At 44.7% G+C, this 13914-nt stretch carries 11 protein-coding genes; 8 read left to right on the forward strand and 3 right to left on the reverse strand.

The window, feature by feature from the left end; all coding sequences use genetic code 11:
* The coding region (locus GXO74_04830) for an FHA domain-containing protein (GenBank protein NOZ60982.1) at nucleotides 1-977 on the reverse strand (977 nt) is incomplete at its 3' end.
* A 228-nt stretch (nucleotides 978-1205) separates the two neighbouring features.
* A complete protein-coding gene (locus GXO74_04835) occupies nucleotides 1206-3875 on the reverse strand; it encodes a protein kinase (GenBank protein ID NOZ60983.1) in 2670 nt (889 codons plus the stop codon).
* 454 nt (nucleotides 3876-4329) lie between these two features.
* Here GXO74_04835 and GXO74_04840 point away from each other — a divergent pair, with 454 nt between their 5' ends.
* The 5 genes from GXO74_04840 to GXO74_04860 all read left to right on the forward strand — a co-directional run bounded on the left by GXO74_04840 (nucleotide 4330) and on the right by GXO74_04860 (nucleotide 9917).
* Nucleotides 4330-4695: a hypothetical protein gene (locus GXO74_04840; protein ID NOZ60984.1), complete on the forward strand. Its 366-nt coding sequence runs from the start codon at nucleotides 4330-4332 to the stop codon at nucleotides 4693-4695.
* Nucleotides 4696-5058: 363 nt separating this feature from the next.
* The gene (locus GXO74_04845) at nucleotides 5059-6510 is read left to right on the forward strand and encodes a beta-lactamase family protein (protein ID NOZ60985.1); all 1452 of its coding nucleotides are present in this window, start codon (nucleotides 5059-5061) and stop codon (nucleotides 6508-6510) included.
* Nucleotides 6507-7016, forward strand: a complete 510-nt coding sequence (locus tag GXO74_04850) for a GNAT family N-acetyltransferase (GenBank protein NOZ60986.1) — start codon at nucleotides 6507-6509, stop codon at nucleotides 7014-7016. Before GXO74_04845 ends, GXO74_04850 begins: the two co-directional genes overlap by 4 nt.
* 180 nt (nucleotides 7017-7196) lie before the next feature.
* Nucleotides 7197-8111: a hypothetical protein gene (locus tag GXO74_04855; GenBank protein NOZ60987.1), complete on the forward strand. Its 915-nt coding sequence runs from the start codon at nucleotides 7197-7199 to the stop codon at nucleotides 8109-8111.
* A 333-nt stretch (nucleotides 8112-8444) separates the two neighbouring features.
* Nucleotides 8445-9917, forward strand: coding sequence for a bifunctional metallophosphatase/5'-nucleotidase (locus GXO74_04860; protein ID NOZ60988.1), 1473 nt, complete (start codon nucleotides 8445-8447; stop codon nucleotides 9915-9917).
* 7 nt (nucleotides 9918-9924) lie between these two features.
* On the opposite strand, the gene GXO74_04865 is transcribed toward GXO74_04860, so the two are convergent.
* Nucleotides 9925-11049: an aminotransferase class I/II-fold pyridoxal phosphate-dependent enzyme gene (locus GXO74_04865; protein ID NOZ60989.1), complete on the reverse strand. Its 1125-nt coding sequence runs from the start codon at nucleotides 11047-11049 to the stop codon at nucleotides 9925-9927.
* A 217-nt stretch (nucleotides 11050-11266) separates the two neighbouring features.
* On the opposite strand from GXO74_04865, the gene larA reads away from it, so the two are divergent.
* The 3 genes from larA to GXO74_04880 all read left to right on the forward strand — a co-directional run.
* Nucleotides 11267-12541, forward strand: a complete 1275-nt coding sequence (gene larA, locus GXO74_04870) for a nickel-dependent lactate racemase (GenBank protein NOZ60990.1) — start codon at nucleotides 11267-11269, stop codon at nucleotides 12539-12541.
* Nucleotides 12542-12727: 186 nt separating this feature from the next.
* Nucleotides 12728-12988: a DUF2442 domain-containing protein gene (locus tag GXO74_04875; GenBank protein ID NOZ60991.1), complete on the forward strand. Its 261-nt coding sequence runs from the start codon at nucleotides 12728-12730 to the stop codon at nucleotides 12986-12988.
* A 544-nt stretch (nucleotides 12989-13532) separates the two neighbouring features.
* The coding region (locus GXO74_04880) for a hypothetical protein (protein NOZ60992.1) at nucleotides 13533-13914 on the forward strand (382 nt) is incomplete at its 3' end.

The following is a 13914-nucleotide window of genomic DNA, read 5'->3' on the forward strand; positions in this document are numbered from 1 at the left end:
TGCTGGGCAATCGACAATTGCTTTGCAAATTTGAAAATGACCAACGCCAAAATGAGAATGACAGCAACAGAAAAAAACAAACCTACACGATGCCGATTTCGCAGCCACCACGTGCCTGATTTTTTTGGTCGGGAAAAATTCATCCTGTTCTTGGGACAAAAACGCAAAATCGTACTTTTGCGGTCGCTGACAATTTCCACCTCATCGTTGGGATAAAGTTGCAAAACTTGATCCGGGATCAGCTCTTTCCCGTTGATTCGGGTTCTGGTTTTGCTGCGTTTATCGAGAATATAATAGCAACCTTCGCTGTGCACGATTGTAGCGTGACGCCGGGAAATGCTGGCATCTATTTTCCCGCTCGGCGTACGATCGATAACGATGTCATTCAAAAGCCGGTCTCTGCCGATTTTTGTGGTCACCGTGTTGAGTTGATAAACATTTCCGAGATAAGGGCCATAAATCGCAATCAAAAAATGTGGCTCCGAAGATTCTTCTTCAGTTTCAACAGCAGGCTTTTTCGGCTGCTCCTCTGCCGCCATTTCATCAATTTTGTTGACAATTTCTTTTTTAGGCTTGGCAGTCGCCACGTCTTTTTCCGGGGTCTCTGTTTCAACCTCTGACTCCGCGAGATCATCATCATACCCCACCGTGTCAGCCGTTTCTACCGAATGTGCCTCATGCAACTCATTTTCAAATAACAACTTATGCGCCCCTACTTCGATCACGTCTCCGCTTTTGATTTGAGTAGAAGCAATTACATTTTTCCCATTTAAAGTAGTGGTAGTGACGCCATCCAGCGGCTCGAGAAAATAGTGGCTGTTTTTTTTGTAAATAGCAAAATGATGTTCGCGAACACCAATGTCCGCCAGAATTAAATCGTTGTCGCTATGAGAGCCCACCGTGACGCGGCTCTGAAACGGGCGTAGCAAAAATTCTTTATAGGTACGATTATTTCGCTTGACTACGATTCGGGGCATGAAAAACTCCGTTCATAAAATTTCTCAATTGAGCTCGATACTTTTCGGATCAGCAAATGCACAACTGATGAAATCTGTCGCTGTTTGCGGTCTTAAAAATTTTTAGTAAAATTGCCGCACTATTTCCACCGCTATTTCGGATGTCCCCCAAATCTCACCCGGGAAAAAAATATTTTAAAAAATCCCCCTAATCTTTGAATTTTCCGCACATAAACTCGGAAACTTTTTTCAATGAATAATCAATTTGAATTCTATTTTTGCGCTATCAGTGACGCTGGCTTTGAGCTGTCGATTGTAATATCCTGATTTTTCCGCTTTGAAAAAATATTCTCCGGATGGCACAAAACCTGTGAAAATTCCGTCTTTGTCAGTAGCGCCCATTGTTATTTCGGGCGCGGCAGTGTCCGGTTTCGTACGATAGTAAATTTTCGCATTTTTGAGTGGCAATCCTGTCAGCGCATCCCGCACAAAAATGCGAACCGGATTCGTCGTCGGCTGGAGGTCAGCAGTGATACTCTGCGCATCAGCAGGCACAATCAATTTCAGCGGTTCAAAACCTTCTTTTTCCAGAAAAATGTCGGCATCGACCGCCGGAATAGAAATTTTGCACGGCGTCACGCGATCAACAGGGTAAGTCTTACCGGACGCGACGAATTTGACGACATTGGCGGCGACTTGTGCGGTGTCCGCAGTTCCGCTCTGACGCGCGAAAATTTGCACTGGTCTATCCATAACCACTGACAGACGAGGAATTTTAACTTTGCCGACATCCAATGTGATCAGTTTGTCATTAAAACCCTCTTTTTTGAAGAGGACTTCGTGAACGCCTCCGGAAAGCGCCAACTTGTAACCCGTGCCCGTTTTCTCCGGCGGGACAATTTTCCCGTCAACGAGACAAGCGACGCTTTCCGGTATCGTGCTAACTTGCACCATCTTGAGCAATTTGCCCAAAACGCGATATTTGTTGACTATTTTCCCGACTCGCTCAAAAGTCCACTGATCAGCACTATTGAAAAACGCCGTGTCAGCCGCAATGTCAATGGTGAGTCCCTCGATTCTGCCAAACTCCGGCAATTCCATGACAAGCTGCAACGGTTTTCCGGCTTCCCACTCGATGGTCGTCGGCGTTTTTTCCGGATAGGGCGCGCCGTTCACAAAAACGATGCTCCCCGGCGGTTCGGAATCCAACTCAATCGTTGATTTGAAATGAAAAATGTAAGTGCGTCCTTTTTCTCCCGCGTCCGCTCCGGCAATTTTCAATTGTCCCTCCCGCGGAATATGCAGCGCCCGCGAAATTGGTGAAAATCCCTCCAGCGACAAAGTCAATCGATGAACCCCGGGCTCGATCGGCGGAATTGTGAGCGGCGTCGTTCCGGAAAGTCGCTGGCCATCAAGATAAACACGCGCGCCCAGTGGGACGGTGACCAAGGTAATTTTTGACGAAAAAAATCGGGTGTAAATGGCTGTACCTAACGGTGAAAGCTGATAGTAAATATCGGCAGTTAGCGCGGCGAGCAAAATGAGCGACATCCCCAACGCCGTGTATTTGAGAAATTTCCGATATTTGTGCGCCGACAATCGCACCACGTCGATGATTGTTTTTTCGCCGTCATCTTCCGTTTCTGCGGCAGCGACTTCCACTAGGTCGGGATCTGCCAATTTCAACGAACGGGCAAATTTCACCTGATCGTCCGTTTTCGCTTTTTTCCCGGCGGCGGTTCGCGCAATGCCCAGCCGTTTTTCCTGCGCGTACTCGGTTTCGATTTCCGTCAAAATTTTGTCCAGATCATCGCCGGCTTTTTTCTCAGCAGCCCCGGAAATCGAGTCAGCGCTTAATTTTGACTTACCATTGCCGGGCGATTTCTGCGATACTTTGGTTTCGCCCTGCCTTTTGTCACTGACCTCTTCCTCTGATGTCGCTGACTTTTTTTCGACGAGAGTTTCGCTTTTTTCCTGCGCGACTGGCGTACTGGAATCTAACTTTTCAAGAAAATCTGACAATTCCTCATCCAGTTCAACGGATGTCGAGTTTTCCATCAGATATTCCACCAAATCCTGATATACACCGTTGGCGCCGTAGTAGCGATCGTCCGGTTTCTTTTGTACCATCTTCCAGATTACCTGCCGAAGCTTTTCCGGCACTTTCGGATCGGCGATTTTTCCCCGATTCGGTTTGTATTTTCTGAGTAAATGAACCGCCTGCTCGCTGTTTTCCGGATCGAACAACCGCTTTCCAGTCAGCATCTCGAAGAAAACCATGCCCAACGAAAATATATCTGCTCGACGATCGACTTCAGCCTCGCCGGCAAACTCCGGCGCCATGTACGGCAGCTTGCCGGAGAGCACGATCTCCCCTTTTTGCTGACGGGCAAATTTCAATCGCGCGATGCCAAAATCGATGAGCTTAACTTTCCCCTGCTCGGAAATCACAATGTTTGACGGCGAAATATCGCGGTGAACCAATTTGATCGGTTTGCCGGTAAGCGGATTGCGTTTATTGTGCGCATATTCCAGCGCCTTGCACACCTCTTTTACGATGTAAACCGTTAGATTTGTTGGCAGGACTTTTCGGCTTTTCTTGCGCGCTGCCAAAATTTTGCCCAGGTCCATGCCTTCCACATATTCCATGACGATGTAATAGGCGCCTTTGTCGTCCTGCACCAAATCGTAAATATTGACAATGTTAGGATGGCTCAACTTGGCGGCGTTTCTTGCCTCGGAGAGAAAAAGCGCCACATATTCGGGATCATTCAAAAATTTAGGGTCGATGGCTTTGATCGCTATCGGTTTGTCAAATACCAAATCCACTCCGCGGTAAATAACGCTAAATCCGCCACGCGCAATTTGCGACAAAATTTTATATTTTTGCTGAAGTTCCTGCTGCGTATCCCGGGTCATTGGAGATTTCCTTGAATAATAAAGGTTTTTCACAATAATAAAATATAAGGAGAGAAGAATAGATATTTTGCCAAGGCAATAAATGGAAATTTGCAATTTTCATACCATTGAAATTAATGGCACGTAATTTCTTGATTTTAAATATGTTACGTTTTTTGCCTTTGCAAGTCTTTTTAGAAAAATTGTGTTATCTTGATGCAATGTTTCTCAGTTAAACGAAAGCAAAATTTCATGATGGCAACTATTTTTTCTGAATTTAACCTCACAAGCCATTAGATTACGAAATCGGACGGCCAATGACAGAATTGCAAAAGCAGGTGAATTTATTTTCTGGCTCAGTCAAAATCGCTGTAAATATTTCCCAAAAAATTTTTGCAAGAAAAACGAGAATTTTATTGCTTCGTTCGTGTCTGTTTCTTATCTTATGTTATCTGAAAAACAAAAAGGAAAAAAAATGACAGAAAAATCAAAACAAATCCTTTTCTGGCTCCCGCGAATTTTGACCATCTTGTTCGCGCTTTTCATCTCTATCTTTGCCGTTGATGTGTTCCGGGAATATGCCAATTTCTGGAAAGCATTGGGCACTTTCCTGATTCATTTAATCCCGACTTTTTTAGTGATCATCGCGTTAATCATCGCCTGGAAAAGGGAATGGATCGGAACGGTTATTTTTTTCGGGCTTTCAATCTGGTATATGTACATGGCTTACGGAAAATTTCCTTTGGTGACTTATGTCATCATCTGCGGGCCCATGATTTTGATCGCGGCTCTCTTTCTCGTCAATTGGATTTACCGGAAAGAGCTTCGAGAGAATATTTGATTCCAATATTTTGTTACGAGTAACCAAAGAAACGTAGAGGACACGGAGATCGAAATTTAAGAAAAGCAAATAACACCTTAGTCAGATTGAATCTGAACATCCCCCTTCCTTCAAAGGTGAAACCAGAAAATCCCCCTTTCAAAGGGGAAAATCAAAAAAGTCCCCCTTTGAAGTCGAAGATGCGCTTCTGGCGTAGGAGATTTAGGGAGATGTTTAATTGCATGAATAGCATAATTAATATAGATATTCATAATTTGCTAAGTAGTAATAATAATCTTTTTTTAAATATCTCTGTATCTCCGTGGCAAAAAAACTTTTCCTTCATTTTTTCTGTCTAAAATAATAGATCACGGAGGCAACAAAATGAAACGAAACAGCTTTTTTTTCATCTTTTTTGCATTGATTTTCACTGTGCAGATTCATGCTCACACAATTTCTGTCGCCCAGAACACAGAAGTGATGGACAAGCTCAAGCTTTTCGAGACCTGGGTGCAGGCGGAAATGGATTATTACAATTTGTCAGGGCTTGCTATTGGCATTGTGTGCGATAAGGATTTAGTCTGGGAAAAAGGCTTCGGTTTTGCCGACTTGAAGAAAAAAACTCCCATGACACCGAGAACGCTGTTCCGGCTCGCTTCCATCACGAAACTGTTCACCAGCACTGCCATCATGCAGCTTCGGGACGCGGGAAAATTGCAATTGACCGATCCGATCGAAAAATATTTACCCTGGTTCAAAATAAGAAATCGTTTTCCCAACGAACCGCCGATCACCATCTGGCACATTTTAACGCACACGTCCGGTCTGCCGCGGGAGGCGGCTTTCCCCTACTGGACAGATCACAATTTTCCGACATTGCAGCAAATCATCGAAAAACTTCCTCAACAGGAAACCATCTTCCCACCGGAGACGAAGTGGAAATATTCCAATTTAGCCATGGCGCTGCTGGGCGCCATTGTCGAGTCAGCAGCCGGCGAAAAATACGATCAGTACATTCAAAAGCACATTTTGGCGCCGCTCAAAATGAACAACACCAGCATTTATTTGACCAAAGAGCAAAAGAAATCGTTGGCGACCGGCTACGGCATTCGGCTTCCCAATGGGGAACGAGAAGTCATGCCCTTCACTGACGCCAAAGGGCTGACTCCGGCGGCAAACATGACTTCTAACATCGAAGACATGGCAAAATTTGTTTCTTCCCAATTTTTCGAGTCGAATACTCTCAAAAAAGGTCAGTTGCTCAAAGCCAGCACGCTGCGACAAATGCATCGCGTGCAATGGCTGATGCCGAGTTGGAACAGCGGCTGGGGACTGGGTTTTTCCATCCGCCACTACGGAAACCGAACTCTCATCGGCCATGCCGGCTGGGTCGGCGGATTTCGTTCGCAGATTTATTTTGACAAAAAAGCAAAAGTGGGCGTGATCGTTTTTTCCAACAGCGAAGACGGAAGCCCGACAAAATTCGCGCTGAAATTTTTTGACATGATCGCCCCATCCATTGAAAATGCGCTGCAAAAAGAGGAAGAGCCTGTGCCGTTCGATCGCTCCTGGGAAAAATTTGTCGGCACCTACGAAGATCCGTCGCATTGGGCGGAAAAAGTGATGATCCTGGACAAAAAACTTTATTTGTACGGTTACGACTACCCTCCCGAAGACAATCCTGAAGCCTCTCTGACCGAACTTTTCCCTGAGGGCGAAAACACATTTCGCATGACAAACGGCAACGGCGAATTGGTTATTTTTGAATTTGACAAAAAGGGCAACATCGTTCGTATCAAAAAAGGAGAAAATTACCTCTACCCGGTGAAAAAATGAACGGAAAAATATCGAAGGAGCAAAATCAATTGACTGAAAGCAGGAATAATTTCATCGTCAATGTTGCTGAAAGTTCTGACAAAAACTGGATCGCAGAGACGCAAATAAAAATGGCGGCGGAAACTGAAAATATTCAATTGGACAGAGACATCGTCAATAAGGGTGTACAGTTCATGTTTGATCACCCGGATCGTGGATTTTACGTAATTGCCAAAGATACTTTTCATCGTCCCGCTGGCATCTTGCTCGTGCTGAAAGAATGGAGCGACTGGCGCAACGGCGACGTGTGGTGGATTCACAGCGTTTACGTGGAAAAAGAATTCCGCCGCCAGCGCGTTTTTTCTCACATGTTTCGTTTTGTGGAAGAAATCGCACAAGCCGAATCAGTGCGCGGTTTGCGGCTTTACGTGGAAAAAGAAAACAAGCGCGCCAAAGCCGCTTACGAACGCCTCGGCATGAGCAGCGACCGTTACGATATGTACGAAAAAATGTTTGGCGAATATTAATTATGCGAATGACCAGTTAAAATTGAACATAAGTCGCTAATTTATTGTTTTTAAAAGGCTGACGCCTTAACTCCACTCCAATTTAGGAATTGAATTAAGCCGTAAGGCTTTTATTATTTTCATTGCTATTTTAGTTAAAATTTTCCAACTGGTCATTCATATTAATTATAAGGTGTTGTCATGCAAAATGCAATCCAAAAAATTTTGTTTTTCATCGTGTCCGTGGCATTAACTTTTTTCATTTACTGGCTCGTATTTTTGGACAAAGAATCGAAAAGCAATGCGCTGGACTATTCCATCAATTTGCTGGGAGAACGGCTGCTCGGCATGGTTCCCGATTCGTTGGGAAAATCATCCGTTGCATCGCTGTACAACAACTTTGCCCGGAAAGTGAATCAGCGGGAAATCCCGCCGGAGCAAGTGGAAAAAGTCGCGGCAAATATTTTGAATTTGACCAATCTGGACACCGTGCTAACGCCGGCAGTAGCGGCTGCAGCGTTGAATTTATCGACGGCAAAAACAAACATCGCCGCCAGAGAAAAGAATGGTCAGTCTGAACGGCAAATTGGAATGCCGGCCAATATTCAAGCCCCACCATCTTCCGCGCGCGAATGGGAAAAACTTGGCGCAAAACTCAAAGAGATGTATCAGGTGAACCAGGAAATTTCTGATGTTTCGCGCCAACGAAAAGCAACGATGCCGGCAGCGGTCAGCCCGCCGATTCTATTTCACTTCAACAAACAAATACGGCTCGCGGTTGATCCTGCATTTTTGAAACAGTTAGAAGCCGCTCGCGATGAAAAATTACTGGCAAAACTCAAAAAGTTGGAAAAAGCAAACTTGCTCGACTGGGCGCCGGAAGTGAAAAGCAACCTTGCTGAAGTGCGCGCTGAATTGATGGAAATGAAAAAAGCGCAACAGTTCATTCAATCTGATTCATTCAAAAATGTGGTCAAAAAACAAACCCAGTTTTCGCTGAAAGTCTTGAAAAAATTACAAAATTTAGGCATCGCCAACCTGGGTGTCAATCTTGATTCGCTGGAACAAGCCGTCCAAAAATCTGTTGCTGAAATTGATAGCGTTAAAATCGACTGAATTTGAGAATTCAATTTGAGTGAATTCTCAAATAAATTGGACGGTTTAATCCATTAAAAAAATTCGTAACTATTCAGCCTCGAAGCCGCCAAGGGTCCAAGATTTAATTGGTTAGTAAAAAAATAATTTTGACGTAAAAGTATTTCTAATATTTGCCTAAGCAATATTGCCATCTCAATTTTCGAAAACACTGGTAATAAATTCTTTCAATATTTTAGAATTCTGTTACGTTGGAATGTCGTTTTGTGTTAATTTGTTGCTAATTTAAACTTCGAGTCTTCGCGCCTTTGTGGCGAATAGTTACAAAAATTTTAACTTATTTTAAGAGAAATAATGAAATCACTCTCAAAAAACGCGCTCATTCGCAATGGAATCTTTATTTTTGCGATGGCGCTTGTTTTTCTGGGCTGCCAGAAAAAAAGCAATCCGGTAAATCCCAACCCGCCGGACGAGCCGGTACGCGAGCTGGTGATTTTGTACACCAACGACGAGCACGGCTGGATGGAAGCCACAGACACGCACGGCGGCGCTGCCGGCATGATGGCGCTCTGGAAAGAAAATGAAAATTTCTCTGACGAAGATCCTTTCTTGGTTTTGAGCGGCGGCGACATGTGGACAGGCCCGGCAATTTCCACCTGGACCAAAGGCGAGTCCATGGTTGAAGTAATGAATGCCATGGGCTACGACGCGGCAGCCATTGGGAACCACGAATTTGATTTTCAGGTTTCTGGTTTACGCCGCAATCTTTCGCTATCGCATTTCCCCTATTTGTCCGCTAACATCAAAGAAAAATCCACCGGACAGCGCCCGGATTTTGCCATGCCTTACGTAATTAAAAAAGTAAACGGCATTTCCGTGGGCATCATTGGCTTGACCACCACGACAACGCCGAACAGCACTTTTCCCGAGTACGTGAAAAATTTCGATTTCATCGACTACGAGACGGCGCTGGCAGAAGTTGTGCCGGAAGTAAAAAATGCCGGGGCTGAATTGCTGATTGTAGTGGGACACATTTGCGAAAGTGAAATGCGAGACCTGGCGCACTCAGCGAGTGAGATGGGAATCACAGTGCTCACCGGCGGCCATTGTCGGCGTACAGTGAACGATAATGTCGAAGGCGTGGCGCTGATTCACACCGGCTATTACATGCAAAACTACGCTGTGGTAGACATCGAATTTGACACCGAGGCAGACACTGTAGTCAGCCTGAACCAGAAATTAGTGGCTAACGAGGTTCACACTCCCGACCCGGGAATTCAAGCAGTCATCGAAAAATGGAAAGCCCGCGTCGATGCCACGCTTTCCGAAGTCATTGGCTACGCGGATTCCGAAATCGGCTCGCGATCCAATGAAATGTACAACATGATTTGCGACTCCTGGCTGGAGATGTTTCCCGAGGCGGATATTTCCTGCACCAACATCGGCGGCATTCGCCAGTCCATTCCCGCCGGTGAAATCACTCTGGGCACGATTGTCGGCGTGCTGCCTTTTGAAAATCAGATAATTTCCCTTGACCTCACGGGAAGTCAGGTCATCGATGTCACGCAGTATTTGATTGTTGGAGGCATGACCAGAATTGACGGCTACAAATTGGCAGACGGCACTCCTCTGGTGGAGAATGGAATTTACAAAGTGCTCACTACCGACTATCTCTATTCTCGCAGCGATAATAATTTTTCAGTTTACGATCCCACGCCCATAACGCTCGCTGTGAATTACCGCGACCCGGTGATCGAATGGATTCGTTCCCAAAACACGAGCCCGACAAATCCGCTGAATCAATATCTGGATGGCAGCCCGCGCTGAAGAAGTTTCATTTTTTGTATTTTTCAGCGATGAACTCGCTAACCAAATTCAGCGCTGCTGTCAATTTTTCTGTTTCCGTGCCAAATCCGATGCGCAAATAATCTTCTGGCATGAGAAATTGCTCGCCGGGAACGATCAGTACGCTCTTTTCATCGCGTAATTTTGTAACGAATTCATTCGAAGAAACAGGCAAATTGTGCTGCACCAAAGTGACGGCGGTTGCTTCCGGCGGAATCCATTGAAATAAGCCCACTTTTTCTTGCAGCCAATTTTCCAGAATTTGAAAATTCTTCCGAATCAAGCTGCGCGCGCGCTGAAAAATTTTATCCCGCTTCGCCGGCTGAAGCGCGATTTGCGCGATACGGTCGCTCAAGGTGTTGGGGCTAATCGTCGTGTAATCTTTGTCGCCCCAGAGTTGATTGACTATTTTTTTGGGTCCAACGACCCAGCCGATTCTCAGCCCGGGCAAGCCAAATGCCTTGGACAAACCGCCGCTCACAATGACGCGGTCGTAAGAGCCGTAAAGAGAAAGAGATAATTCCTCGTCACGCTCCGAACCACGATACACTTCATCGGACAGCACCCAGGCGCCGACAGAAGCCGCTTTTTCCAGAATGCGTTCGATCTCTGCTTCCTGCAAGCGCGCCCCGGTCGGATTGTTCGGATGACAAACAGCGATCAATTTCGTTTTTTCAGTCACTACCTGAAGAAACTCGTCCCAGTCAATTTCCCAGCGCGTTTTATTCGGTCTCAAATGGAAAGGTTTCACATTTGCGCCGAGAGACTTCGCCAAGCCCCAAATTTGCATGTAATTGGGCAACATCAAGGCAATTTCATCGCCGGATTCGAGCAAGTAAAGCGAACTCAAAAAGTTAGCCTCTGCGCTGCCCGTCGTAACCAACACATTTTCCTCGTTGGCATTAGGATAAAATTTCGCGATCAACTCCCGAAGTTTTTCGCTGCCATTTGTCTGATTGTAACCTAAGGGCAATTCCACTAATTTCGCCAACTCCTCGTGCGAGATGAGTTCATTCAATTGCAATGGGTGAACGCCGCTTTCGGACAAATTAAAATCAACAATATTCTCCCACAACGATTGGTAGCGCTCCATTTCAAACGGAACAATTTTCATTCATGCCGCCTTTCTGTCTTCCTTTTAAAAATAAACCATACGAAGCCACCAAGAAAAAATTTGCTTCTGGTGAACCAAAAGTAAAAATAATTTTCCCTAAAATCAAGCGATTAATCACTTGAAATTAATTTCGCATATTTGTATATTCCTGTAGCGCAAAATTTAAAACAGAGATTTTTTCATACATTAAAATCTGCCGAATCCGGAGGAGCCTGACATGAAAATTAGAATTGATTACGGAAGTCGCGGCATTGCAGTCGAAGTCCCTGACCGAAATCTTGTAAAAATACTTTCAATGAAACCGTCGTCCCCGATCGCTGATCCCGAGACTGCCATTATGCGCGCTTTGCAGCAGCCAATCGGGACAAAACCGCTTTCCGATTTGGCAAAAAGTAAAAAATCTGCTTGTGTGGTCATCTGTGACATTACTCGTCCGGTGCCGAATGCAGTTTTGCTGCCTCCGATTTTAGACACACTCGAAGAAAGCGGGATTGAGCGAAAAAATATCACTATTTTAATTGCCACGGGAATTCACCGACCCAATCTGGGTGACGAATTGATTCAATTAGTGGGTGAAAAAATCGCGGAAAAATATCGGGTGATCAACCATTACGCAAGAAAACTGGACGAACACGTTCATCTGGGAAAGACTTCCCGCGGCACCGACGTTCTTCTGGACAAAACTTACGTTAACGCGGATTTGAAAATCACTACCGGTTTTATCGAGCCTCATTTAATGGCAGGATTTTCCGGCGGCAGGAAGCTCGTCTGCCCTGGAATTGCCAGTCTGGAGACCGTCAAAGTGATGCACAGCCCGAAAATTCTGGAACATCCCAATGCGCGCGAGGGGCAGATTGCCGGAAATCCGTTCCACGAAGAAGTCATCGAAATGGTTCGCATGGCGGGCATGGATTTCATGGTAAACCTGTCTCTGGACGAAGACAGAAATATCGTAGGCATTTTTGCCGGAGATTACATTGAGGCCCATGCCGCAGGAGTAGATTTCGTCCGTGAGCATGTGGGCGACACTATCGACGAACCCGTGGACATTGTCATTACCAGTTCCGCCGGCGCTCCGTTGGATGCGAGCTTTTACCAGTCGGTCAAGGGCATGACTGCGGCGCTGCCCATTGTGAAAAAGGGCGGTACGATCATCATCTCTGCTGAGTGCAAGGAAGGCTTGGGCAGCCCGGAATTCACCGAATTAGTCAAATCCACTACGGACACGGAAGATTTTATGCAAAAAATCACCGAAGGGGGCATGTTCGTTATTGATCAATGGCAATTTGAAGAATTTGCCAAAGTGCGCCGCAAAGCCGAAGTGATGATTTACTCGGAAAATTTAAGTCAGGATGATATTCACCCCAATGTCGCGACTATCATTCCCTCGATAGAATCAGGAATCGAATCCGCCCTGAAAAAATTCGGGACTAACGCCAAAATCGCCGTCATCCCGCGGGGACCTTATGTTTTGGCGGAGGTTGGAAGTTGAGGGATTGGTAGTTTAGTTTCTCCAAAACTTACTAACAAATTATTTGAGCAATCGGTTAGGTACAAGCAGCAAATATTGGCTGTTATGTCCGAAATTAGGAATAACTGAGAACAAATGAGCATCGAAGAGCCTGATTGTTGTAGCGCATATTTATGGCACGACTTGTAAGGTAAAGGAGATATTCAAATGCTATATGATGTTATTAATGCGGAATATATTGAAAACTATAAATTGAAAATTGAATTTGAAGATGGTTCTGCCGGAATTGTTGATTTCTCAGAATATCTGGAAAAAGGCGGCGTATTTGCCAAGTTCAAAGACCTGAACTTTTTCAAAAATTTTATTGTGTCCAAGGAGCTTGGCACAATAGTCTGGGCTAACGAGATAGACATTGCTCCGGAAACATTGTATGAAAAATGCAGACAGATCGTTCCAGCGGAAAGCTAATTAATCACTGCCGCTGAACTTAGAAGTTAATCACTTCTCGCCCCACAACAATCACTTAAGCCCCATTGCTAAAATCCACAAAAAAGCGCAGGAAACCAGTTCGCCAGCGAGCGAAGCAAACACAATCCAACGTTTTCCGTCCTAAAAGCAAGTAAAAGAAAACAGCCGAATCGCCACCAGATCGTGCATTAAAGTCACGATTCGCGCTGCCATCCTATCCTCAATTTGCAAACAAAACCGTTACATATTTGAAAGATATTTTACGAATTACAAGGTCGAAATGAGACAAAAATTAAAGCCACTGTCCCAATTTAAAACAATTGAAAAATCATGCCATTCTTTTTTTCATTAAATTTCACCAAAATGTATTTATTCTCATTTTATATTTCTTTTATTTACAATAAGTTGGGTAACTACCAAGCTTTATTTTCCAAATTATTAGCAAATTATGGCAAAATTCAATATAGGTGGCATAAAATTTGTAAATTATTTTAAGAAAGTCAATTTTTGACCACGCCAAGAGTACGAGGAAAAAGCGAAACAAATGAAGAAAATAAATCTGACTTTTCTCTTTTTTCTGTTTTTGTTTGGATTGTACATTCATGCGTACTCACAGGTAAAAAATATCCGGGAGCCTTTTTATTTAACGAGAGCGTGGAACCCGCAGGTCGGGGATATTACGGTTCATTTTCACTCGAGATTTTACCATAATAGCAAATCCTTTTATCAGGGAAATCATTATGTAAACGGCGTCAGCTACTGGGATATACAGGGGGGCGTGCAGGTCAATTATAGTCTCAAACGACACTACCTAATCGGTCTTTCTCAGATAATCTATCAGGATAATCACAAAGACGGCAGCGGGTACAACCTACCGGATGATTTGATCTTGCAAATCAAAGCGGCTGATTTTTGCTGGAAAAATA

It is taken from the genome of Calditrichota bacterium (genome assembly GCA_013152715.1).
Taxonomy (GTDB): domain Bacteria; phylum Zhuqueibacterota; class Zhuqueibacteria; order Thermofontimicrobiales; family Thermofontimicrobiaceae; genus 4484-87.

What these genes read in the sequence shown, in the direction of transcription:
- GXO74_04845 (NOZ60985.1), top strand. Translation starts at nt 5,059, where the DNA reads ATGAAACGAAACAGCTTTTTTTTCATCTTTTTTGCATTGATTTTCACT.
- GXO74_04860 (NOZ60988.1), top strand. Translation starts at nt 8,445, where the DNA reads ATGAAATCACTCTCAAAAAACGCGCTCATTCGCAATGGAATCTTTATT.
- GXO74_04865 (NOZ60989.1), bottom strand. Translation starts at nt 11,049, where the DNA reads ATGAAAATTGTTCCGTTTGAAATGGAGCGCTACCAATCGTTGTGGGAG.
- GXO74_04855 (NOZ60987.1), top strand. Translation starts at nt 7,197, where the DNA reads ATGCAAAATGCAATCCAAAAAATTTTGTTTTTCATCGTGTCCGTGGCA.
- GXO74_04850 (NOZ60986.1), top strand. Translation starts at nt 6,507, where the DNA reads ATGAACGGAAAAATATCGAAGGAGCAAAATCAATTGACTGAAAGCAGG.
- GXO74_04835 (NOZ60983.1), bottom strand. Translation starts at nt 3,875, where the DNA reads ATGACCCGGGATACGCAGCAGGAACTTCAGCAAAAATATAAAATTTTG.
- GXO74_04875 (NOZ60991.1), top strand. Translation starts at nt 12,728, where the DNA reads ATGCTATATGATGTTATTAATGCGGAATATATTGAAAACTATAAATTG.
- larA (NOZ60990.1), top strand. Translation starts at nt 11,267, where the DNA reads ATGAAAATTAGAATTGATTACGGAAGTCGCGGCATTGCAGTCGAAGTC.
- GXO74_04840 (NOZ60984.1), top strand. Translation starts at nt 4,330, where the DNA reads ATGACAGAAAAATCAAAACAAATCCTTTTCTGGCTCCCGCGAATTTTG.